We start from the raw sequence: 19,647 nt of genomic DNA, 5'->3' as shown, positions 1-19,647 counted from the left end.
GGAGTTCTCCCATGAAGCAATCTTCTTCCTCCCTGCGATGGGCATCCGCACTGCTGGGCCTGGCCGCGTTGGCCGCATCGGGCGCGGCGCTGGCATCCAAAGACGTGGTGCTGTCGATCGGCTACCAGCCGGAAACGCTGGACCCATACAACACCAACACCACCATCACCACCGCCGTCACCAAGACCTTCTATGAAGGTCTCTTCCAGTTCGACAAGGACCTGAAGGTGCAGAACGTGCTCGCCGAGGGCTACGAAGTTTCGAAGGACGGCCTGGTCTACACCATCAAGCTGCGCAGCGGCGTCAAGTTCCACGACGGCACCGACTTCAACGCCGAAGCCGTGAAGGTCACGCTCGATCGCGTGCTGAACCAGGACAACAAGCTGCTGCGCTACAACCAGTTCAACCGCGTGGGCAAGGTCGAGACGCTGAACCCGACCACCGTGCGCATCACGCTGAAGGAGCCCTTCGGCCCCTTCATCAACTCGCTGGCCCACGCCTCGGCCGCGATGATTTCGCCCGCCGCGCTCAAGAAGTGGGGCAACAAGGACATCGCCTTCCACCCCGTGGGCACCGGCCCCTTCGAGTTCGTCGAGTGGAAGCAGACCGATGCGGTGAAGGCCAAGAAGTTCGACGGCTACTGGAAGAAGGGCTTCCCCAAGATCGACAACCTGCAATGGAAGCCGGTGCTGGAGAACAACACCCGCGCCGCGATGCTGCAGACCGGCGAAGCCGACTTCGCGTTCCCCATTCCCTACGAACAGGCCGAGCTGCTGAAGAAGAGCGACAAGCTCGAAGTGGTGGCCTCGCCCTCGATCATCACGCGCTTCCTGGCCTTCAACATGCTGGTGAAGCCTTACGACAACCCGAAGGTGCGCGAAGCCATCGGCTACGCGATCAACAAGGAAGCGCTGTCGAAGGTCGCCTTCGGCGGCTATGCCTTCCCCGCACAGGGCGTGATGCCCCAGGGCGTGAAGTTCGCCGAGAAGATGGCGCCGATTCCCTACGACGTGAAGAAGGCCAAGGAACTGCTGGCCGAAGCCGGCTACCCGAATGGTTTCGAGTCGGTGCTGTGGAGCGCGTACAACAACACGACCAGCCAGAAGACCATCCAGTTCGTGCAGCAGCAGCTCGCGCAGGTGGGCATCAAGCTGCAGGTGCAGGCGCTCGAAGTGGGCCAGCGCACCGAGCTGGTGGATGCATGGCCCGATCCGAAGACGGCCAAGGTGCGCATGTACTACACGGGCTGGTCGTCGTCCACGGGTGAGGCCGACTGGGGCCTGCGTCCGCTGTTCGCATCCGAATCGTGGGCACCGAAGTTGAACAACATGTCGTTCTACAAGAGCGACGTGGTGGACAACGCGCTCGCCAAGGCGCTGATCACGGTGGACGACAAAGAAAAGGCCGCGCTCTACAAGACCGCGCAGGACGAGATCCGCAAGGACCTGCCGCGCGTGCCGCTGGTGACCGAGCAGAACCTGTCGGCGCACGCCAAGCGTCTTTCCGGTGTGTTCGTGATGCCCGACGCGAACATCAACATCGACGCGATCGCTGTCTCGAACTGATTGAGCGCGCACCGGGCGATGGCACCGCGCCATCGCCCGTTCGCGACACCCGCACCCCATGCTGAATTACTTTCTCAAACGCCTGTTGGGCCTGATCCCCACGCTGCTCATCGTGGCCGTGCTGGTGTTCCTGTTCGTCCACATGCTGCCCGGCGACCCGGCGCGACTTGCCGCCGGCCAGGAGGCCGACGAGCAGACCGTGGCCATGGTCCGCGCCGAGCTCGGCCTGGACAAGCCGCTGCCGCAGCAGTTCGTGAGCTTCTTCACCCACATGCTGCAAGGCGACTTCGGCACCTCGATCCGCACGCGGCGGCCGGTGTCGACGGAAATCGGCGAGCGTTTCTTTCCGACGGTGATGCTGACCATCACCAGCATGGTGTGGGCGGTGATCTTCGGCATGGGCATCGGCATCGTCTCGGCGGTGTACCGCAACAAGTGGCCGGACCGGCTGGGCATGACGCTCGCCGTGTCGGGCATTTCATTTCCCGCATTTGCACTGGGCATGCTGCTGATGCAGATCTTCTCGGTGCAACTGGGCTGGCTCCCCACGGTGGGCGCCGCGACCTGGAAGCACTACATCCTGCCCTCGATCACCTTGGGTGCGGCCGTGGCGGCCGTGATGGCGCGCTTCACGCGGGCCTCGTTCGTCGAGGTGATCCAGGAAGATTTCGTTCGCACCGCGCGCGCCAAGGGCGTGCACGAATCCCGGGTGATCTTCAAGCACACGCTGCGCAACGCGCTGATCCCCGTGGTGACGATGATGGGCCTGCAGTTCGGCTTCCTGCTCGGCGGCTCCATCCTTGTGGAGGCGGTGTTCAACTGGCCGGGCCTGGGCCGCCTGCTGGTCGATGCCGTGCAGATGCGCGACTACCCCGTCATCCAGACGCTGGTGCTGCTGTTCTCGCTCGAATTCATCCTGATCAACCTCGTGGTCGATGTGCTCTATGGCTACATCAACCCGACCATCCGCTACAAGTGAGCAAGCAGCCATGACGCAAGCTTCCGGCGTGCCTGCCGAAACCCTCATTCCAACGACACCGGTCGCGGCCGTCCAGATCGCGGGCAAGGTCCGCACGCCCTGGGGCGAATGCTGGCGCCGCTTCAAGAAGCAGCCCGTGGGCATCGTGGCCGCGATCTTCGTGTTGCTGCTGGTGTTCGTCGCGGTGTTCGCGCCGTGGATCGTGCCTTTCGATCCGGAGAACTTCTTCGACTACGACATGCTGAACAGCGGCCCCTCGGCCACGCACTGGTTCGGCGTCGACCCGCTGGGCCGCGACATCTTCAGCCGCATCCTGGCGGGCGCGCGCATCTCGCTGATGGCGGGCTTTCTGTCGGTGCTGGTGGGCGGCTTCATCGGCACGGCCTTCGGGCTGCTGGCGGGCTACTACGAAGGCTGGTGGGACCGCATCGTGATGCGCATCTCGGACGTGCTGTTCGCCTTTCCCGGCATCCTGCTGGCACTGGGCGTGGTCGCCATTTTGGGCAGCAGCATGACCAACGTGGTGGTCGCGGTGTCGGTGTTCAGCGTGCCGGCCTTCGCGCGGCTCGTGCGCGGCAACACGCTGGTGTTGAAGCAGCAGACCTACATCGAGGCCGAGCGCAGCATCGGCGCGTCGGACTGGACCATCATCGTGCGGCACATCCTGCCGGGCACGATCTCCTCGATCGTGGTGTATTTCTCGATGCGCGTGGGCACCTCGATCATCACGGCGGCCAGCCTCTCGTTCCTGGGCATGGGCGCGCAGCCGCCAACGCCCGAGTGGGGCGCGATGCTCAGCGAAGCGCGCGCGGACATGGTGACCTCGCCGCACGTGGCGTTGTTCCCGAGCCTGGCCATCTTCTTCACCGTGCTCGCCTTCAACCTGCTGGGCGATGCCCTGCGCGATGCGCTCGATCCGAAGATCGACCGCGAGTAATCCGCTTTCTTCATGTCATCGACTCCCCTGCCCTACATCGGCACCCTCATCCAGGGCCCGCGCAACGCCATCACCGACGTCGAAGGCGTCACGGTCGGCCACCGGACGCTGGACGACGGCGGCGTGCAGACGGGCGTGACGGTGATCCGCCCACATGCGGGCGATCCGTTCCGCGACAAGGTGCCGGCCGCGGCCGTGGTGCTCAACGGCTTCGGCAAGAGCGTGGGGCTGGTGCAGCTCGCGGAGCTCGGCGTGCTGGAGACGCCGATTGCGCTGACCAACACCTTCTCGGTCGGCACGGTGGGCACGGCGCAGATCCGGCATTGCGTGGCCGCCAACCCCGAGAGCGGCCGGTCGCTGCCCACGGTGAACCCGCTGGTCTTCGAGTGCAACGACGGCTTCTTGAACGACATCCAGCGGCTGGCCGTGACGGAGGCCGATTACCTGCAGGCGCACGATGCCGCCACTAGCGACTTCGCGCAAGGCTCGGTCGGCGCGGGGCGCGGCATGTCCAGCTTCCAGCTCAAGGGCGGCATCGGCAGCGCCTCGCGGCGCGTGTCCTCGCCCTGCGGCGAGGTGCATACGGTGGGCACGCTCGTGCTGGCGAACTACGGGCGCCAGCCGCAGCTGGTGCTGGCCGGGCATGCGGTCGGCGAGCGATTGGCGGCGCCAGGCACGCCCGAATGCAAGGAGCCCGAAAAGGGCTCGATCATCATCGTCGTCGCCACCGATGCACCGCTCGACGCGCGCCAACTGCGCCGCCTCGCGCTGCGCGCGGGCGCGGGGCTGGCGCGCACGGGCTCGGTCTTCGGGCATGGCAGCGGCGACATCGTGCTGGCCTTCTCGACCGCCTACACCGTGCCCGACCGCGTCGACCGCCCGATGCCGACGATCGCGATGGTGCACGACGGGCTGCTCGACGGCCTCTTCCAGGCCGCGGCCGACAGCACCGAGCAGGCCATTCTTCATGCGCTCTGGCGCGCGACGGCCGTGACGGGCCGCGACGGCAATCACCGGGCGGCGCTGTCCGAAGTGCTGCCACCCTCTTCCCTTTCTTCTTTCGCCGAATCGCGGGTCCCCTCATGAAAGTCCTGATCTCCACCGACATCGAAGGCGTTGCGGGCGTCTACCACCACGAGCAGGCACGGCAAGGCAACCCCGAGTACGAACGCGCGCGCCTCTTGATGGCGCACGAGGCCAACGCGGCGATTGCCGGCGCCTTCGACGCGGGCGCCACCGAGGTGCTGGTGAACGACTCGCACGGCGGCTTTCGCAACATGCCGCCGGACGTGCTCGATGCGCGCGCCCGCGTCGTGCAGGGCAAGCCGCGCTACCTGAGCATGGTGGCGGGCGTGGAGGAAGACGGCGTCGAGGCGGTCTGCATGGTCGGCTACCACTCGCGCGCGCAGGGCCGCGGCATCCTTGCGCACACGATCAACGGCTTTGCCTTCGCGGGCATCCGGTTTGGGGATCAGGAGTTGGGCGAGGCCGGGATCTACGGCGCGCTGGCCGGCGAATACGGCGTGCCCGTGGTGATGGGCAGCGGCGACGATGCGTTCATCGCCGAGAACCGCGCGCTCTTTCCGCACGCGACCTTCGTGGAAACCAAGAAGGCGACCGGCTTCAACAGCGGCGTGTCGCTCTCGCCGGAGCAATCGCGCAAGGCGATCCGAGCCGGCGTGGCCGAGGCGCTGGCTGCGCGTGGCAATGCGAGTCCGCTGGTCTTCGACGGCCCGCAGGTGGTCACGCTGCGCACCCAGTCGCCGATGATGGCCGACCTGTTCTGCCAGTGGCCGACCTTCGAGCGTGTCGATGGCGTCACGTTGCGTTTTACTGCCGACACGGTGGAAGCGGCAGTGCGCATGCTGAACTGCTGCTCGGCCATGTCGTCGATGCTGCGCTGAGGCGCAGCCGCTGCTTCAGGCCAGCACGTCGAAGCCGCGCAGGATCCAGGACAACTGGTAGAGCACGTTGCCCACCGCCAGGCTGGCGTGAAAGCGCCGGTTCGCGGTCCAGGCGGCCACGCCGGCCAGCACGAAGTACGCCGTGATCCGCAGCGGGTACTCGATGCCGAAGGCCGCGAAATGGTCGCGCCCTTTCAGCAGCGAATCGATGCCGTCGAAGGCGACCGACACGGCCAGCAGCGCGAAGAACCAACGCCGGCGCGACATGAAGTAATCGCCGTAGCCGTCGTACTCGGCGATGTCCGAGGGAAACAGCACCGCGCACATCAGGTAGTAGAGGATGGCGAAGCACATCACGAACAGGTAGAGCTCGAAGCGCCAGCTCAAGGCCGACAGCCGGTACTCCCACCACCAGAAGTGCAGCATCGACAGCAGCATGGACAGCGCCCATGCGAGGTGGATCCAGTCGGGCTTGTGGCGATGCGGGTGCTGGACGAAGCGCGCCACGCCAGTCAGCACGCTGGCGATGGCCAGGCTGACCACCATGCCGATGGCCACCTTGATGTGGATGAAGACGGCGGGATCGGGTGGGGTGGGCTCCATCGGCGGACGATAGCAAAGCCAGGCGCCCTGCCACAAGAACAAAGGGCCCGGGCACTCCCGTGCGCCCGCGCGGGCTTCTTTCCATTCCTAGAATCCTTGGGTCCGGCAACCGGTTTCCGGCCCGCCGGCCTTATCCGGAATAAGCATTCAACCGTCCCGAAACCCGCATGGATACTGGTGAATAAGCTTATCCGCATAAAGCGCGAACCAAAAAATAGTTTGTTTCCATAAGGCGCGCTTTCAGAATCTCGGCTTCTTGCTGGGGCGCTGGACGCACCGCACTTCAAGACACATACGCACGATGTACCAATACACAGAATTCGATCGCCAGTTCGTTCACCAACGGGCCGCCCAGTTCAGAGACCAGCTCGAGCGCTGGCAAAAGGGCCGCCTGCACGAGGACGAGTTCCGCCCGCTGCGGCTGCAAAACGGCTGGTACGTCCAGCGCTACGCGCCGATGCTGCGCGTCGCGGTGCCCTACGGCGAGCTCTCGAGCCGCCAATTGCGCGTGCTGGCAAAGATCGCCCGCGAATACGACGAGCCCGAGGCCGAGGTCTACCGGAAGGCCATCGAGACGCAGGGCCTGCTCGGCAGCCACAAGCTCCCGACCCACTACGCCCACTTCTCGACACGCCAGAACGTCCAGTACAACTGGATTCCGCTGGCCAAGTCGGCCGACGTGATGGACCTGTTGGCCTCGGTGGACATGCACGGCATCCAGACCAGCGGCAACTGCATCCGCAACATCACCAGCGACGAGCGCGCCGGCATCGCCGTCGACGAGATCGCCGATCCGCGTCCGTTCGCGGAAATCATGCGCCAGTGGAGCACGCTGCACCCTGAATTCGCCTTCCTGCCGCGCAAGTTCAAGATCGCCATCACCGGCGCCACCGAAGACCGCGCCGCCACCGGCTGGCACGACGTGGGCCTGCACGTGGTGAAGAACGAAGCGGGCGAAATCGGCTTCCGCGTGCAGGTAGGTGGCGGCATGGGCCGCACGCCCATCATCGGCACCGTGCTGCGCGAGTTCCTGCCGTGGCAGCAGATCATGAATTACCTCGAAGCGGTGATCCGTGTCTACAACCGCTATGGCCGCCGCGACAACATCTACAAGGCGCGCATCAAGATCCTGGTGAAGGCCGAAGGCCAGCGCTACATCGACGACGTGGACGCCGAGTACAAGCAGATCCTCGAACACGACGGCGCACCGCACACCATCACGCAGGAAGAGTACGACCGCGTGGCCGCCTCCTTCGTGCCGCCGACGCTGGCCACCCGCGTGCTGCAAAGCGCCGAGAAGACCGACGCCGAGCTGCGCGCCCAGGCCGCCGACGACGTGCAGTTCGCGCGCTGGCTCGCCCGCAACGTCGCGCCGCACAAGAACCCTGCGCTGCGCGCCGTCACGCTGTCGTTCAAGCGCCTGAAGCAGGCGCCCGGCGATGCATCGGCCGACCAGCTGGACACGCTCGCGCTGCTGGCCGACCGCTTCTCGGCCGGCGAAGCCCGCGTGACGCACGACCAGAACGTGGTGCTGCCCTGGGTGCATGCCGAAGACCTGCACGCGCTGTGGCTCGCCGCCCGCGCCGCAGGCCTGGCCAGCGCCAACGTGCACCTGCTGACCGACATGATCGCCTGCCCCGGCGGCGACTTCTGCGCGCTGGCCAACGCGCGCTCCATCCCGATCGCCGAAGCCATCACCGAGCGCTACCAGGACCTCGACGAGCTCGACGACCTGGGCGAGATCGACCTGCACATCAGCGGCTGCATCAACTCCTGCGGCCACCACCACAGCGGCCACATCGGCATCCTGGGCGTCGACAAGGACGGCAAGGAGTGGTACCAGGTGTCGCTGGGCGGCTCCGACGGTTCCGCGCTCAGCGGCGCGCCGGTGGCCGGCAAGGCCGTGGGCCCCTCGTTCTCCGCGGCCGAAGTGCCGGGCGTCATCGAAGCCGTGCTCACCACCTACCGCGACACGCGCGTGTCGGGCGAGACCTTCATCGACACGCTGCGCCGCGTGGGCCCCGACCCGTTCAAGGCCGCGGCCAACGGTGCGCGATTCAAGGTGGAGGAAGCAGCATGAACAGGACGCTGAACATCCTGGCCGCCGAAGACCACATCGACGACGGCGATCCGAAGGTGCTGCAACTGGCCAACGATGCCGACCCGCTCGCCATCGAGGTGTGCCTGGCCGACATCGAGCGCATCGACCTGAGCTTTCCGAAGTTCACCGACGGCCGCGCGTACAGCCAGGCCTTCCTGCTGCGTCGCCGGCTGGGCTTCACGGGCGACATCCGCGCCACGGGCGACGTGCTGATCGACCAGCTGGTGCAGATGGAACGCACCGGCTTCTCCAGCGCCGTGCTGAAAGAAGGCGTGGACGCCTCCGACGCGCAGCGCCAGTTCGACCGCTTTGCCGCCTTCTACCAGGGCGATGCGGTCAAGACCGCGCCGCACTTCGTGGCCGGCAACTGAGAAGGCTTTCGACATGAGCATCGCCACCGACATCGACTTCGACTTCGCGCGCATCAACACCGACCTCGGCCGCAACGCCGAAGGCCTGGTGGACTGGGCGATCGGCCTCGGCCAGCCTTCGATCATCACCACCAACTTCCGCCCGTTCGAGGCTGTGATCCTGCACATGGTCACGCGCGCCAGGCGCGATGTGCCGGTGGTCTGGATGGACAACGGCTACAACACCGAGGCCACCTACCGCTTTGCCGACGAGGTGACCAAGCAGCTGGGCCTGGACCTGCACATCTACCTGCCGCGCCGCTCGCGTGCGCATCGCGAAGCGGTGGAAGGCCCGACGCCGGCACTGGACGATCCGCGCCACGCCGCCTTCACCGAAGAGGTGAAGCTGGAGCCCTTTGCCCGCGCGCTGCGGGAGACGGCGCCCAAGGTGTGGTTCACCGCGCTGCGGGCCACCGACACGGCCGTGCGCGCGCAGATGGACCCGGTGAGCGTCAACCCGGACGGCCTCATCAAGGTCGCGCCGCTCCTGCACTGGTCGTCCAAGGAGTTGTACGAGTACTGCACGGCACACGGCCTGCCCAACAACTTCGACTACGTGGACCCGACCAAGGGCGAAGACAACCGCGAGTGCGGATTGCATATCGCGCACTGAGCGCCAACGCCTCACCGATCCTCTGAATCCAGCTCCCACCCGATGAACGCCCGTACCGAAACCGAACTGCTGCTGTCGCCGGCGGACCTGTCCCACCTGTCCAATACGCACCTCGATGCGCTGGAGGAAGAAACCATCTTCATCCTGCGCGAAGTGGCGGCCGCTTTCGAGCGCCCCACCCTGCTGTTCTCGGGCGGCAAGGACTCGCTGGTGCTGCTGAAGTGCGCGGAGAAGGCGTTCGGCGTCGGCCGCATTCCCTATCCGCTGCTGATGATCGACACGGGCCACAACTTCCCCGAAGTGACGGCCTACCGCGACCAGCGCGCCAAGGAACTGGGCGCCGAACTCATCGTGCGCAGCGTCGAGGATTCGATGGCGCGTGGCACCGTGCGCCTGGCGCACCCCGGCGAATCGCGCAACGCGCACCAGTCGGTGACGCTGCTCGAGGCGATTGAAGAATTCCGCTTCGACGCGCTGATCGGCGGTGCCCGCCGCGACGAGGAAAAGGCGCGCGCCAAGGAGCGCATCTTTTCTCACCGCGATTCCTTCGGCCAATGGCAACCCAAGGACCAGCGCCCCGAGCTGTGGACGCTGTTCAACACGCGCCTGGCTCCCGGCGAACACTTCCGCGTGTTCCCGATCTCCAACTGGACCGAGCTGGACGTGTGGCAGTACATCGAGCGCGAGCACGTCGGCCTGCCCTCCATCTACTACACGCACAAGCGTGAAGTGGTCGAGCGCCGCGGCCTCCTGGTGCCGGTGACCGAGCTCACCCCGCCGCGCGACGGCGAAACGGTGCAGGTGCGCGACGTGCGCTTTCGCACCGTGGGCGACATCACGACCACCTGCCCCGTCGAAAGCCTTGCGGCCGATGCGGGCGACGTGGTGATCGAAACGCTCACGGTCGACGTCAGCGAACGCGGCGCCACCCGGATGGACGACATGACCTCCGAAGCCTCGATGGAAAAACGAAAGAAAGACGGTTACTTCTGATGAGCGCGACGACAGCCACCCCCAACGAACTCGCCGTGCACGGCGACACCGGCACCGCCCTGCGCTTCATCACCTGCGGCTCGGTCGACGACGGCAAGAGCACGCTGATCGGCCGCCTGCTGGTGGACAGCAAGACCGTGCTGCAAGACCAGCTGGCCGGCGTGCAGCGCGGCGGCGAAACCGATCTGGCCTTGCTCACCGACGGCCTCTCGGCCGAGCGCGAACAGGGCATCACGATCGACGTGGCGTACCGCTACTTCTCGACCGCCAAGCGCAAGTTCATCATCGGCGACGCGCCGGGCCACGAGCAGTACACCCGCAACATGGTCACCGCCGCCTCGGCCGCCGATGCCGCCGTGGTGCTGGTCGATGCGACCAAGCTGGCCTGGGCCGCCGAAGTGGAAGACGGTACCGTGGTCAAGCGCGAGCTGCTGCCGCAAACGCGCCGCCACACGCTCTTGTGCCACCTGCTGCGCGTGCAGTCGATCGTGTTCGCGGTCAACAAGCTCGATGCCATCGACGACGCGGGCCTGGCCTTCGAGCGCATCTCGACCGCGCTCAATGCCTTTGCCGAAGCGGCCGGCGTGCAGGTCGCGGGCATCGTGCCGATCTCCGCCCTCAAGGGCTGGAACGTGGCCACGCGCCATGCCGACTGGGTGGGCTACGAAGGCCCGAGCCTGCTCGCGCTGCTCGAAGACCTGCCGGTCACCGTGCAGGACGAAGCCGTGCCCTTCGCCTTCCCGGTGCAATGGGTCGAGAAGTTCTCGGCCTCGGCCGATACCTCGCAAGGCCGCCGCGTGTTCTGGGGCCGCGTGGCCTCGGGCCATGTGGAGCCCGGCCAGCGCGTGACGGTGCTCCCGAGCAACCAGACCGCCACCGTCGCGCAGGTCTTGAGCCACACGCGCCAGCCGAAATCGGTGCACGCGGGCCACAGCGCCGGCATCGTGCTCGACCGCGAGGTGGACGTGTCGCGCGGCGACTGGTTGCTGGCACCCGGCGCCTTCGAGCCGGTGCGCGAGATTACCGCCACCGTGGCCTGGCTGGACGACGAGCCGCTGGTCGCGGGCCGCGTGTACTGGGCGCTGCAGGGCCACCGCTGGGTCAAGGCCAAGGTGGCGCGCATCGTCGATCGGGTGAACATCACCACCCTCGAATCGGAGCCGGCGACGCAGCTGGAAGCCAACTCGATCGGCGATGTGGTGCTCGCGCTGCAGCAGCCGCTGGCCGTGCTGCCCTTCACGCAATCGCGCGCCCTGGGCTCGCTGGTGCTGGTCGATACGGCCTCGCACAAGACCGCTGCTGCCGTTCTCGTGCAGCCCGCCGCCGCAAAGGCCTAAAATCTGGGGTTTTCCCCGATCAAACTGACGTTAAAAGACAAATGACTCACGTCGTCTCCGAAGCCTGCATCCGTTGCAAATACACCGACTGTGTGGACGTCTGCCCCGTGGACTGCTTCCGCGAAGGTCCCAACATGCTGGTGATCGATCCGGACGAGTGCATCGATTGCGCGGTCTGCATCCCCGAATGCCCGGTCAATGCGATCTACGCCGAGGAAGACCTCCCGGCCAACCAGATCGCCTTCATCAAGATCAATGCCGAGCTGGCCCTGGCCGACGGCTGGAAGAGCATCACCAAGCGCAAGCCCGCGCTGCCCGATGCGGATGACTGGAAAGACAAGACGGACAAGGTCGGGGAGCTGGTGCGCTGAGCGCCCTGCCCGTCCCCATCGAAACCGACGCGCTCGTCGTCGGTGCCGGCCCTGTCGGGCTGTTCCAGGCCTTCCAGCTGGGCCTGCTTGAAATCTCCTGCCACATCGTCGATGCACTGCCCGCCGCGGGCGGCCAGTGCGTGGCGCTCTATGGCGACAAGCCGATCTACGACATTCCCGGCACGCCGGTGACCAGCGGGCGCGAGCTGGCGCAGTCGCTGCTCGCGCAGGTGGCGCCGTTCAAGCCGCAGTTTCATTTCGGCGAGCAGGTCGCCACCCTCGCCCGCCAGGCCGACGGGCGCCTGCTGCTGACGACCTCGGCCGGCAAGGCGTTCCTCGCGAAGACGGTGTTCATCGCGGCCGGCGTCGGTGCCTTCGTGCCCAAGCGCATCACCATCGACGGGATCGCGCAGTTCGAAGGCACTTCGCTTTTCTATCACCCCGAATCGCTGGACCGCTTTGCGGGGCAGGCGGTGGTGGTGAATGGCGGCGACGACATCGCGCTCGAAACCGCCGTGGCGCTCACGGCCATCGCGAAACAGGTCACGCTGGTCCATCGCCGCGACGGCTTCCAGGCCGATGAGGCGAACATCGCCGCGATGCGCGCCCTCGTGGCCGCCGGCAAGCTGGCCTTCAAGGTCGGCCAGCCGACCGCGTTCGACGGCAAGCAACTGCAGATCACCACGCCCGATGCCACGACCGTCGACCTGCCGCTCGATGCGCTGATCGCCTGCCTGGGCATCTCGCCGCGCCTCGGCCCCATCGCCGACTGGGGCCTGGAACTCGAGCGCAAGCAGGTGCCCGTGGACACCGAGAAGTACGAAACCCGCGAGCGCGGCGTGTTCGCGGTGGGCGACATCAACACCTACCCGGGCAAGAAGAAGCTCATCGTCTGCGGCTTCCACGAAGCCACGCTGGCCGCCTGGGGCGCCACCGCCATCGTGTTCCCTGGCAAGGCGATTCCGCTGCAGTACACGACCACCAGCACGCGCCTGCACGAGCTGCTGGGCGTGGCTACTTCGCGCCAGGCATAAGCGCCCGGTACTCGCCGATGAAGCTGCCGATGGCGGCGATGTAGCCGTCGATGTCCGCATCGGACAACGGCAGCGAGAGCACGACGAAGCCGCGCGGCGACGTATAGATGCCCTGGCTCAGCAGGTGGAAGAACAGCAGCTGGCGCAGGCGCCCGTCGACCACTGCCAGATCGTCCACGCGCCGCACCTCCCCCTCGAGGAAATGCGCGTTCATCAGCGAACCCACGCCGGTGAACTGCATGGCTACGCCCTCTTTCGCGCACAGCGCATTGAGCCGCGCACGCATTGCCTCGCCACGTTCGGCCAGCGCGCCAGCCGCCTCGGGCGTGAAGAGCTTCGTGAGCCCCGCATACCCGGCCGCCATCGTCATCACGTTGTTGTTGAAGGTGCCCGAGTGCGCGAGCGCGCCGGTGCGCGGATCGAACTGCGCCATCACGTCCGCACGCCCGCCGAAGGCGCCGAAGGACATGCCCCCGCCGATGTACTTGCCCAGCGTGGTCAGGTCCGACTGGATGCCCAGCTTGTTGGCCAGGCCGTGCGGCGCGAGGCGCGAGGTCATGACCTCGTCCAGGACCAGCAGAGCGCCGACCTGCGTGGCGCCATCGCGCAGCGCCTGTAAAAAGTCGAGACGCCCCGGAATGCATCCGCTCGCGCCCTGCATCGGCTCGACCAGGATGGCGGCGATCTGCGGCCCGTGCCTGGCGATCTCCTCGCTCGCGCGCTGCGCGTCGTTGTAGGGCAGCACGAGGAAATCGAAGGGCACGGTCGTGGGCGAAGGCTTGTCGCCGAAGCCCAGCACGCCGCCGTGATAGCCACCCGAGAACACCACGATCTTTCGCCGCCCCGTGAAATGCAGCGCGGCCGTGAGCGCCATCAGGTTCGCCTCGGTGCCCGAGTTGGTGAAGCGCAATTGCTCGATCTGCGGAAAGCGCTCGCAGATCGTCTTTGCCAGCCGCCCTTCGAGCAGGTTGTGGCCCGTGAGGTTGATGCCGCTCTTCATCGCCTCGATGACGGCATCGCGGATCTCGGGCGCCGAGTGGCCGTAGACGCCGGCCGTGTACTCGGCGATGAAGTCGGCATGGCGATGGCCATCGGCATCCCACAGCGCAGCGCCTTCACCCCTGGCGATGGTGAGCGGGAACGGCGCATAGAACAGCACCGATCGCGTATTGGCGCCCGGCATGTAGCGCGTCTGCTCCTCGAACAGGCGCCGGCTCACGGGGTTGGCCTCGGTGAAGCGTTGATGCGCCCCGGCGAGGGCTTGGTCGATGGCGGCGTCGGTCATGGAACGGTCCTTGAAAGATGGATGGCCTCTTCGGCGCGATTAATTGATCACTGCTCAATTAATAATATTTATACAATCAATTCGCCCGCCGCACAACGCCCACCTCCATGAAAAAGCCCGCTCCCGAGCCGAAACCCAAACCCAAACCCAAGACCGCCGGCCGCCCCACCGGCGGCGGCGCGCTGTCCAAGAGCCTCATCGCCGAGGCCGCCCTCGCGCACATCGATGAATTCGGCCTGGGCGCGTTCAGCATGCGCGAGATCGCGTCGCAGCTCGGTGTGTACCCGGCCACGGTGCACTGGCACGTCAGCACGCGCGAGGCGCTGCTGGCCGAAGTGGCCGCGACCGTCATGGCGCAGGTCACGCCCCCGGCGGGCACTCTCGCATGGCAGGCCTGGATCACCGAGCTCTTCCACCGCTGCCGCGCCGCGGTGCGCCGCCACCCGAACGTGGCGCAGTTGCTGGGTGCGCAGTTGGTATCGAACGGCAGCCTGCCGACCGAGCTGGTCGAAGGCGTGCTCGCTGCACTGGCCGAGGCCGGCTTCGAGGGGCAGTCGCTGCTGGAGGCCTACAACTGCGTGATCGCGGCGATGCTGGGGTTCCTCACGATGGAGTTCTCGCCCCTGCCCGCCGACAACACCCAGGCCTGGGCCGAGGAGCTGCGCGAGCGCGTCCACACCATCCGCCCGCTCGACCACCCGGTGCTCGCGCGCAACCTGCCACTGCTGGCCAACAAGGCCTTCATCGTGCGCTGGGACAACGGCACCACCGTACCGCTGGACAGCAGCTTCGAGCGGCACATCCGGATCACCATCGACGGGCTGGAGGCGTTCGCGCGCAGGGTCAAGGGCGTCTAGACGGGGCCCAGCAGCTCGTACAGCACCATGCGCGTCTGGCGGCCGCGCAGCTCCACCAGTTCCTCGATGCGCCGCGTGGCGAGCCGCCCGCCCAGCCCTTGGAAGGTGGCCTCCGAGATCAAGGTGCGCGTGCCCAGTTGCTTGTTCGTGCTCTCGATGCGGCTCGCCACGTTGATCACGTCGCCCAGCGCGGTGTAGGACAGCCGGTCGCTCGAGCCGAGCACCCCCGCGATCACGATGCCGGTGTGGATGCCGATGCGCGTGCGGAACGCTTGCAGGCCCTGCTCCTGCCACTTGCGGTTGAGCGCCTTCATTTCTTCATGCAGTTCGAGCGAGGCGATGCAGGCCCGGTGCTCCGCATCCGGCAGGTCCGCCGGCGCGCCCCAGAGCACCATGATCCCGTCGCCCATGAACTTGTCGACCACGCCACCGTGCCGCGCGAACACGCGCGTGGCCAGGTTGAAGTACTCGGTCAGCTGGCGCATCAGCACGTCGGCCTCCATCGATTCGGAGATGCTGGTGAAGCCTTCCACGTCGGTGAACATCGCGGTCACGCGCCGCGGCGAACCGTTGGGCGCGAGCGCATGGCCTTCGGCGACCAGCTGCTTGATCACGTCCACCGGCACGAACTTGCTGAAGGCCTGCAGGCTGCGCGCCGAGTCGTCCAGCGCCTGGCTCAGGTTCTGGATCTCGAACACCCGGCTCGGCTCGCGCGGCAGGTCGTCCAGCTCCAGCCGCCCGATGCGTCGCGCCGTGCGCGAGAGGCTCTCGATCGGCGCGGTCACCAGCTTGGACAGGCGCAGCGAGATGAACAGCGCCACGGCCAGGAAGCCGAGCGTCAGCAGCAGCGACCAGAGCACGTTGCGGTGCAGCCCGCCCAGCAGCGCGTCCTCGGGCTCCCAGCTCACCAGCCGCCAGCCCGTGGACGGGATGTGCGAGGTCTGCACCTTGTAGCGCTCCCCCTCGTGGTCGAGCGTGAAGGCCATGTCTTCGGTCCAGCCCCGGCTGCCGTTGGCCAGCATGTGCGCGTGCAGCGCGCCGAGCACGCCGCCTTCGGGATTTTCCAGCGCACGCACGACGTGGGGCTGGTCGCTGCGCGCGATCACGTGGTGGTCCGCGCTCAGCAAGGCGCTGTGGCCATGGCCCGTGCCGCCGAACACGCGCACCAGGTTCGACAGGTGCCCGAGCGACACGCCGCCCGCCACCACCAGCGTCCGCATCGCCCCTTCGTCGTCGCGCCGCCGGCTGGGCCGCGCATGGCCGATGCCCAGCTCCTTCGCAGAGCCGAGCACGAAGGGCGCGGTCCAGACCGGGTGCTGCGCTTTCTGCGCCTGGACGAACCAGTCGTCGTGCACCGGATCGTCGTCGCTGCGAAAGGCCTCGATGCGGCGGGTGGCGTAGCGCTGGCGCGGGTCGTCGTCGCCTTCACCGTCGGGCGGCTGCTTGTATTCCCAGGTCTCGGTGCTGAACCCTGCATCGCGCAGCACCTGGCGCACCACCGGCTCGGGATAGCGCATCGCCATCAGCACATGGCCGTCGTCGCTGGCCACGCCGATGCTGTCCAGCTCGGGGGTCTGCTCCAGCGCGGCCCAGAGCAGCTCGGCGGTCTGCTCGCCGTCTTCGCCGGCCGGATGCAGGCTGGGCGTGTGCGCGACGGCGCGCACCAGCGCCTCGGTCTTGGCGAGGAAGGCCAGCACGTTGTCTTCGACGCGGTCGTGGTTGACCTTGTGCGCCGACTCGCCGACCCGCGACACCAGCTGCTCCGCGCCCCAGTAGCCGAAGGCCACCAGCAGCAGCGACTGCAGCAGCGCGACCGCGCAGATGATGGTGCCGACATCGACCCGGAAACGGCGCAGGCGGGCGCGCGCGGAAGGCGTGGAAGGCGCAGGTGGGGCCTGCGCCAGGTCGGGATGCCTGGAATCGTCTGTCATGTGCGCGGTCCTCTCTCTCGCGCCGATTCTCGCCCTGCTTCAGCGCGCGGCCTGCAGCTCCCGGTACTTCACAGGCGGTACTCCTTCAGGCGGTTGTAGAGCGTCTTCATGCTGATGCCCAGCACCGCGGCCGTCCGCTCCTTGTTCCGGCCGCAGCTCTCGTAGGTCGCGAGGATCACGCGCCGCTCCACGTCGGCCAGCTGGGTGCCGACCTCCACGAGCAGCTCGTTGCCGCCCGGCTCCAGCGCACCAGGCACGGTGTCGTCGAAACCGGCCATCGTCGCGCGCGCCGTCGACGCGTCGCGCCGCGGCAGTGCGCGGGCTGCTCCTGCGGGCGCGACGGCCGCAACCGTCGGCGGCGGCAGCCATTCGTCGCCCACCTCGGGCCCCGTGGCCATGACCCAGGTGCGCTGCACGATGTTGCGCAGTTCGCGCACGTTGCCGGGCCAGTGGTAGGCGGACAGCCGGGACAGCGCCGCGGGGCTGAAGCGCTCCGCGCCGCCGTCCGCGTGGTGCAGGTCCTGAAGAAAGCTGCGCGCGATCAGCTGGATGTCGTCGCCGCGCTCGCGCAGCGGCGGCAGCCCGATCGGAAAGACGTGCAGGCGATACAGCAGGTCTTCGCGCAGCTTGCCGCTGGTCACCGCCTGGGCGGCGTCGCGGTTGGTGGCCGCGATGATGCGCACGTCGGTCTGCTGCAACTGCACCGACCCGACCCGCATGAAGATGCCGCTCTCCAGCACGCGCAGCAATTTCGCCTGCAGCTCCAGCGGCATTTCCGTCACTTCGTCCAGGAACAGCGTGCCCCCGTGCGCCCGCTCGAAGAAGCCGCGGTATTGGTGCTCCGCGCCCGAGAAGCTGCCGCGCTCGTGGCCGAAGATCTCGCTCTCGATCAGGTGCGGCGAGAGCGCCGCGCAGTTGACCGCCAGGAAGGGTTGGTCGCGCCGGCCGCTCAGGTCGTGCACCCCGCGCGCCACCAGTTCCTTGCCCGTGCCGCTCTCGCCATGGACGAACACGCTCACGGCCGTGTCGGCCACCCTGGACATCTGGCGGTACACGCGCTGCATCGGGGGCGAGCGTCCGATGAGGTGGCCGAACCGGCCGGTTCCGCGCCAGCGCTCCTGCACCTCGTCCAGTTCCAGGCGCAGCTGCGATGGCTCGACCAGGCGCGAGAGCAGCTTCTTCAGCTGCTGCGGGTTGATCGGCTTGGGAAGGTAGTCGGTCGCCTGCAGGCCCGGCGGGCCGGTGGATGTTTCGGGGATCGCCTGGGCGCTCATGAGCACCAGCACCGTGTCGCCCAGGGTGTCCAGGTCGGCCAGCAGGTCGAAACCGCTGCCGTCGCGCAGGTGCAGGTCCAGCAGCAGCAGGTCGGGCCGCCGCGTGGCGATGAGGCGGCGGGCCGCGCCGATCGAATGGGCGCACGCGGCCGTGTGGCCCTCGCGCACGACCAGGGCGGCGATCATTCGCGCCGACTCCTCGTCGTCTTCAACAATCAGTGCATGGCCCAATCGTGACTCCCTTGGCTCCGGCATCGCACGGCGACGCCCGAGCCCGCCGCTGGCGGCAGTTTGTTCACCCGAGACAGCGCACGGCAGGTGCACATCACGCCTCGGTCTGCGATGTAGTACGCAAGACCTCAGGCGCCGGATTCACACCATTTGACGTTGTTTCAAGAGGTTTGGGAATATAACGATCGAAAGCTGCAGGATGGTCATCGGGTCGTCCAAACGGCCATGAACCTACGCCTTTACGCGATTCCGTCCGACGCAGCGGCCCTTTGCGCGCTTCGTCGCGCGATGCACATGAGCGACAACGCGCTCGCCGGCGCCGCCGGATCGCGGCCCGAGAGCAGGTTGCCGATGCGGTACTTCCATTGCGCCGGGCCGACGTCGCCGCGCAATGCCGCGGCCCCGACCTGGTGGTTGTGCGGGTGGACCGCGACCTCGAACCCCAGCGGCTCGAGCGTCGCGGTGAAGAATTCCCGCGTGACGCCGTCGCCGGGCCGGTGGTGCAGTTCGGTCTTCAGGCCCCATGACTGCTGGTTGCCGGTTTTGTGAAATCCATGCCGGATCACGCGGTAAATACCCAGCCGCGCATTCCAAAGCAGCCGGGCCACGCCTTTGTAGTCCCAGGCGGTCAATTGCGGGTCGTGATCGGTGATAAGCAAACCATTTGACTTAACCAGGCGCGCACCTTCACGCAACACCGCTTGCATATCGTCGCAATGGTGCAGTGAAGCATTGATGACGACGATATCGGCAATCTGCGATCGAAACGGCGTGTTCGCCGCATCGGCCTGCACGGCCGTATAGCCGATTCCGGCCGCCATTTCCAGCGACCCGCCCGCCACGTCGACGCCCACCAGCAGCCGGGGCTTTCCGCCCAGCGTGGCAAAGACATTGCCGGGACCGCAGCCCAGATCGACGACGACCTTGTCCGTCCAATCTCCGCCTGCGGCCAGCCATCTGTTTCGGAAATGCACATCGCGATGGCAAAAGGCGAAATACTCCCGCGCCCATTCCTTATTCCCGAAATAGAAGGCATTGGCCGATCTTCCATCGGAATTTCCTTCCATTTTCGATTTCCAATAACCATCGGAATAATTCAGAACAACGCCGGGTAACAGGATGTCGTCGAGCATATTCAGCCTTTCGTTGAATTACAGGAGTCCCTGGAGTATTTTTCTGATGAAATCTTCATTCAACTCCCGCACCATTGATTCTTTTACGC

The 19,647-nt window shown here is 66.8% G+C and carries 18 protein-coding genes; 13 read left to right on the top strand and 5 right to left on the bottom strand.

Annotation, left to right across the window (positions count from 1 at the left end; genetic code table 11):
* Positions 1-11 precede the first annotated feature (11 nt).
* From gsiB to BM133_RS05625, 5 genes are read left to right on the top strand one after another with little or no spacing between them, the layout of a single operon-like run.
* Positions 12-1,565 (top strand): glutathione ABC transporter substrate-binding protein GsiB, encoded by a 1,554-nt coding sequence (gsiB, locus tag BM133_RS05645; protein ID WP_093432223.1) that lies wholly within the window; start codon positions 12-14, stop codon positions 1,563-1,565.
* Between the two features lie 58 nt (positions 1,566-1,623).
* A complete protein-coding gene (gene gsiC, locus BM133_RS05640) occupies positions 1,624-2,544 on the top strand; it encodes a glutathione ABC transporter permease GsiC (protein WP_093432221.1) in 921 nt (306 codons plus the stop codon).
* 10 nt (positions 2,545-2,554) lie between these two features.
* Positions 2,555-3,481: a glutathione ABC transporter permease GsiD gene (gene gsiD / locus BM133_RS05635; RefSeq protein WP_093432219.1), complete on the top strand. Its 927-nt coding sequence runs from the start codon at positions 2,555-2,557 to the stop codon at positions 3,479-3,481.
* Positions 3,482-3,493: 12 nt separating this feature from the next.
* Complete coding sequence (locus BM133_RS05630) at positions 3,494-4,567, top strand: P1 family peptidase (protein WP_093432218.1); 1,074 nt, start codon at positions 3,494-3,496, stop codon at positions 4,565-4,567.
* Positions 4,564-5,385: a M55 family metallopeptidase gene (locus BM133_RS05625; RefSeq protein ID WP_093432216.1), complete on the top strand. Its 822-nt coding sequence runs from the start codon at positions 4,564-4,566 to the stop codon at positions 5,383-5,385. The genes BM133_RS05630 and BM133_RS05625 overlap by 4 nt, the downstream gene beginning before the upstream one ends.
* 15 nt (positions 5,386-5,400) lie before the next feature.
* Here BM133_RS05625 and BM133_RS05620 read toward each other — a convergent pair whose 3' ends face one another.
* Complete coding sequence (locus tag BM133_RS05620; protein WP_093432215.1) at positions 5,401-5,988, bottom strand: hypothetical protein; 588 nt, start codon at positions 5,986-5,988, stop codon at positions 5,401-5,403.
* Between the two features lie 301 nt (positions 5,989-6,289).
* On the opposite strand from BM133_RS05620, the gene BM133_RS05615 reads away from it, so the two are divergent.
* Genes BM133_RS05615 through BM133_RS05585 form a run of 7 tightly spaced genes read left to right on the top strand, consistent with a single transcriptional unit; the run spans position 6,290 to position 12,847 of the window.
* On the top strand, positions 6,290-8,068 hold the full coding sequence (locus tag BM133_RS05615; RefSeq protein ID WP_093432213.1) for a nitrite/sulfite reductase: 1,779 nt from the start codon (positions 6,290-6,292) through the stop codon (positions 8,066-8,068).
* The gene (locus tag BM133_RS05610; RefSeq protein ID WP_093432212.1) at positions 8,065-8,460 is read left to right on the top strand and encodes a DUF934 domain-containing protein; all 396 of its coding nucleotides are present in this window, start codon (positions 8,065-8,067) and stop codon (positions 8,458-8,460) included. Before BM133_RS05615 ends, BM133_RS05610 begins: the two co-directional genes overlap by 4 nt.
* 13 nt (positions 8,461-8,473) lie before the next feature.
* Positions 8,474-9,112: a phosphoadenosine phosphosulfate reductase domain-containing protein gene (locus BM133_RS05605; RefSeq protein WP_093432211.1), complete on the top strand. Its 639-nt coding sequence runs from the start codon at positions 8,474-8,476 to the stop codon at positions 9,110-9,112.
* A gap of 42 nt (positions 9,113-9,154) precedes the next feature.
* Positions 9,155-10,105, top strand: coding sequence for a sulfate adenylyltransferase subunit CysD (cysD, locus tag BM133_RS05600; RefSeq protein ID WP_093432209.1), 951 nt, complete (start codon positions 9,155-9,157; stop codon positions 10,103-10,105).
* Complete coding sequence (locus BM133_RS05595) at positions 10,105-11,442, top strand: sulfate adenylyltransferase subunit 1 (RefSeq protein ID WP_093432208.1); 1,338 nt, start codon at positions 10,105-10,107, stop codon at positions 11,440-11,442. Before cysD ends, BM133_RS05595 begins: the two co-directional genes overlap by 1 nt.
* Before the next feature lie 41 nt (positions 11,443-11,483).
* Positions 11,484-11,813, top strand: coding sequence for a ferredoxin FdxA (fdxA, locus tag BM133_RS05590; RefSeq protein ID WP_056518182.1), 330 nt, complete (start codon positions 11,484-11,486; stop codon positions 11,811-11,813).
* On the top strand, positions 11,771-12,847 hold the full coding sequence (locus tag BM133_RS05585; protein WP_093432206.1) for an NAD(P)/FAD-dependent oxidoreductase: 1,077 nt from the start codon (positions 11,771-11,773) through the stop codon (positions 12,845-12,847). The genes fdxA and BM133_RS05585 overlap by 43 nt, the downstream gene beginning before the upstream one ends.
* Here BM133_RS05585 and BM133_RS05580 read toward each other — a convergent pair.
* Positions 12,828-14,132 carry an aspartate aminotransferase family protein gene (locus BM133_RS05580; protein ID WP_093432205.1) on the bottom strand — a complete coding sequence of 435 codons (1,305 nt, stop codon included), beginning with the start codon at positions 14,130-14,132 and terminating at the stop codon, positions 12,828-12,830. The genes BM133_RS05585 and BM133_RS05580 overlap by 20 nt on opposite strands.
* Positions 14,133-14,239: 107 nt before the next feature.
* Here BM133_RS05580 and BM133_RS05575 point away from each other — a divergent pair, with 107 nt between their 5' ends.
* Positions 14,240-14,989, top strand: coding sequence for a TetR/AcrR family transcriptional regulator C-terminal domain-containing protein (locus BM133_RS05575; protein ID WP_093432203.1), 750 nt, complete (start codon positions 14,240-14,242; stop codon positions 14,987-14,989).
* On the opposite strand, the gene BM133_RS05570 is transcribed toward BM133_RS05575, so the two are convergent.
* The 3 genes from BM133_RS05570 to BM133_RS05560 all read right to left on the bottom strand — a co-directional run bounded on the left by BM133_RS05570 (position 14,986) and on the right by BM133_RS05560 (position 19,558).
* Positions 14,986-16,920: an adenylate/guanylate cyclase domain-containing protein gene (locus BM133_RS05570; protein WP_143100083.1), complete on the bottom strand. Its 1,935-nt coding sequence runs from the start codon at positions 16,918-16,920 to the stop codon at positions 14,986-14,988. The genes BM133_RS05575 and BM133_RS05570 overlap by 4 nt on opposite strands.
* 68 nt (positions 16,921-16,988) lie before the next feature.
* Positions 16,989-18,425 carry a sigma-54-dependent transcriptional regulator gene (locus BM133_RS05565; RefSeq protein WP_093432202.1) on the bottom strand — a complete coding sequence of 479 codons (1,437 nt, stop codon included), beginning with the start codon at positions 18,423-18,425 and terminating at the stop codon, positions 16,989-16,991.
* Between the two features lie 239 nt (positions 18,426-18,664).
* Positions 18,665-19,558 (bottom strand): class I SAM-dependent methyltransferase, encoded by an 894-nt coding sequence (locus BM133_RS05560; RefSeq protein WP_093432200.1) that lies wholly within the window; start codon positions 19,556-19,558, stop codon positions 18,665-18,667.
* Between the last annotated feature and the right edge of the window lie 89 nt (positions 19,559-19,647).

Origin of the sequence: Variovorax sp. 770b2 (assembly GCF_900115685.1) — a bacterium.
Classification (GTDB): Bacteria; Pseudomonadota; Gammaproteobacteria; order Burkholderiales; family Burkholderiaceae_C; genus Variovorax.
This window is presented reverse-complemented; position numbering and strand designations above follow the sequence as displayed.

Excerpts from the sequence above, each read along its gene's own strand:
- gsiB (WP_093432223.1), top strand. The coding sequence starts at position 12 with ATGAAGCAATCTTCTTCCTCCCTGCGATGGGCATCCGCACTGCTGGGC.
- gsiC (WP_093432221.1), top strand. The coding sequence starts at position 1,624 with ATGCTGAATTACTTTCTCAAACGCCTGTTGGGCCTGATCCCCACGCTG.
- gsiD (WP_093432219.1), top strand. The coding sequence starts at position 2,555 with ATGACGCAAGCTTCCGGCGTGCCTGCCGAAACCCTCATTCCAACGACA.
- BM133_RS05630 (WP_093432218.1), top strand. The coding sequence starts at position 3,494 with ATGTCATCGACTCCCCTGCCCTACATCGGCACCCTCATCCAGGGCCCG.
- BM133_RS05625 (WP_093432216.1), top strand. The coding sequence starts at position 4,564 with ATGAAAGTCCTGATCTCCACCGACATCGAAGGCGTTGCGGGCGTCTAC.
- BM133_RS05620 (WP_093432215.1), bottom strand. The coding sequence starts at position 5,988 with ATGGAGCCCACCCCACCCGATCCCGCCGTCTTCATCCACATCAAGGTG.
- BM133_RS05615 (WP_093432213.1), top strand. The coding sequence starts at position 6,290 with ATGTACCAATACACAGAATTCGATCGCCAGTTCGTTCACCAACGGGCC.
- BM133_RS05610 (WP_093432212.1), top strand. The coding sequence starts at position 8,065 with ATGAACAGGACGCTGAACATCCTGGCCGCCGAAGACCACATCGACGAC.
- BM133_RS05605 (WP_093432211.1), top strand. The coding sequence starts at position 8,474 with ATGAGCATCGCCACCGACATCGACTTCGACTTCGCGCGCATCAACACC.
- cysD (WP_093432209.1), top strand. The coding sequence starts at position 9,155 with ATGAACGCCCGTACCGAAACCGAACTGCTGCTGTCGCCGGCGGACCTG.
- BM133_RS05595 (WP_093432208.1), top strand. The coding sequence starts at position 10,105 with ATGAGCGCGACGACAGCCACCCCCAACGAACTCGCCGTGCACGGCGAC.
- fdxA (WP_056518182.1), top strand. The coding sequence starts at position 11,484 with ATGACTCACGTCGTCTCCGAAGCCTGCATCCGTTGCAAATACACCGAC.
- BM133_RS05580 (WP_093432205.1), bottom strand. The coding sequence starts at position 14,132 with ATGACCGACGCCGCCATCGACCAAGCCCTCGCCGGGGCGCATCAACGC.
- BM133_RS05575 (WP_093432203.1), top strand. The coding sequence starts at position 14,240 with ATGAAAAAGCCCGCTCCCGAGCCGAAACCCAAACCCAAACCCAAGACC.
- BM133_RS05570 (WP_143100083.1), bottom strand. The coding sequence starts at position 16,920 with ATGACAGACGATTCCAGGCATCCCGACCTGGCGCAGGCCCCACCTGCG.
- BM133_RS05560 (WP_093432200.1), bottom strand. The coding sequence starts at position 19,558 with ATGCTCGACGACATCCTGTTACCCGGCGTTGTTCTGAATTATTCCGAT.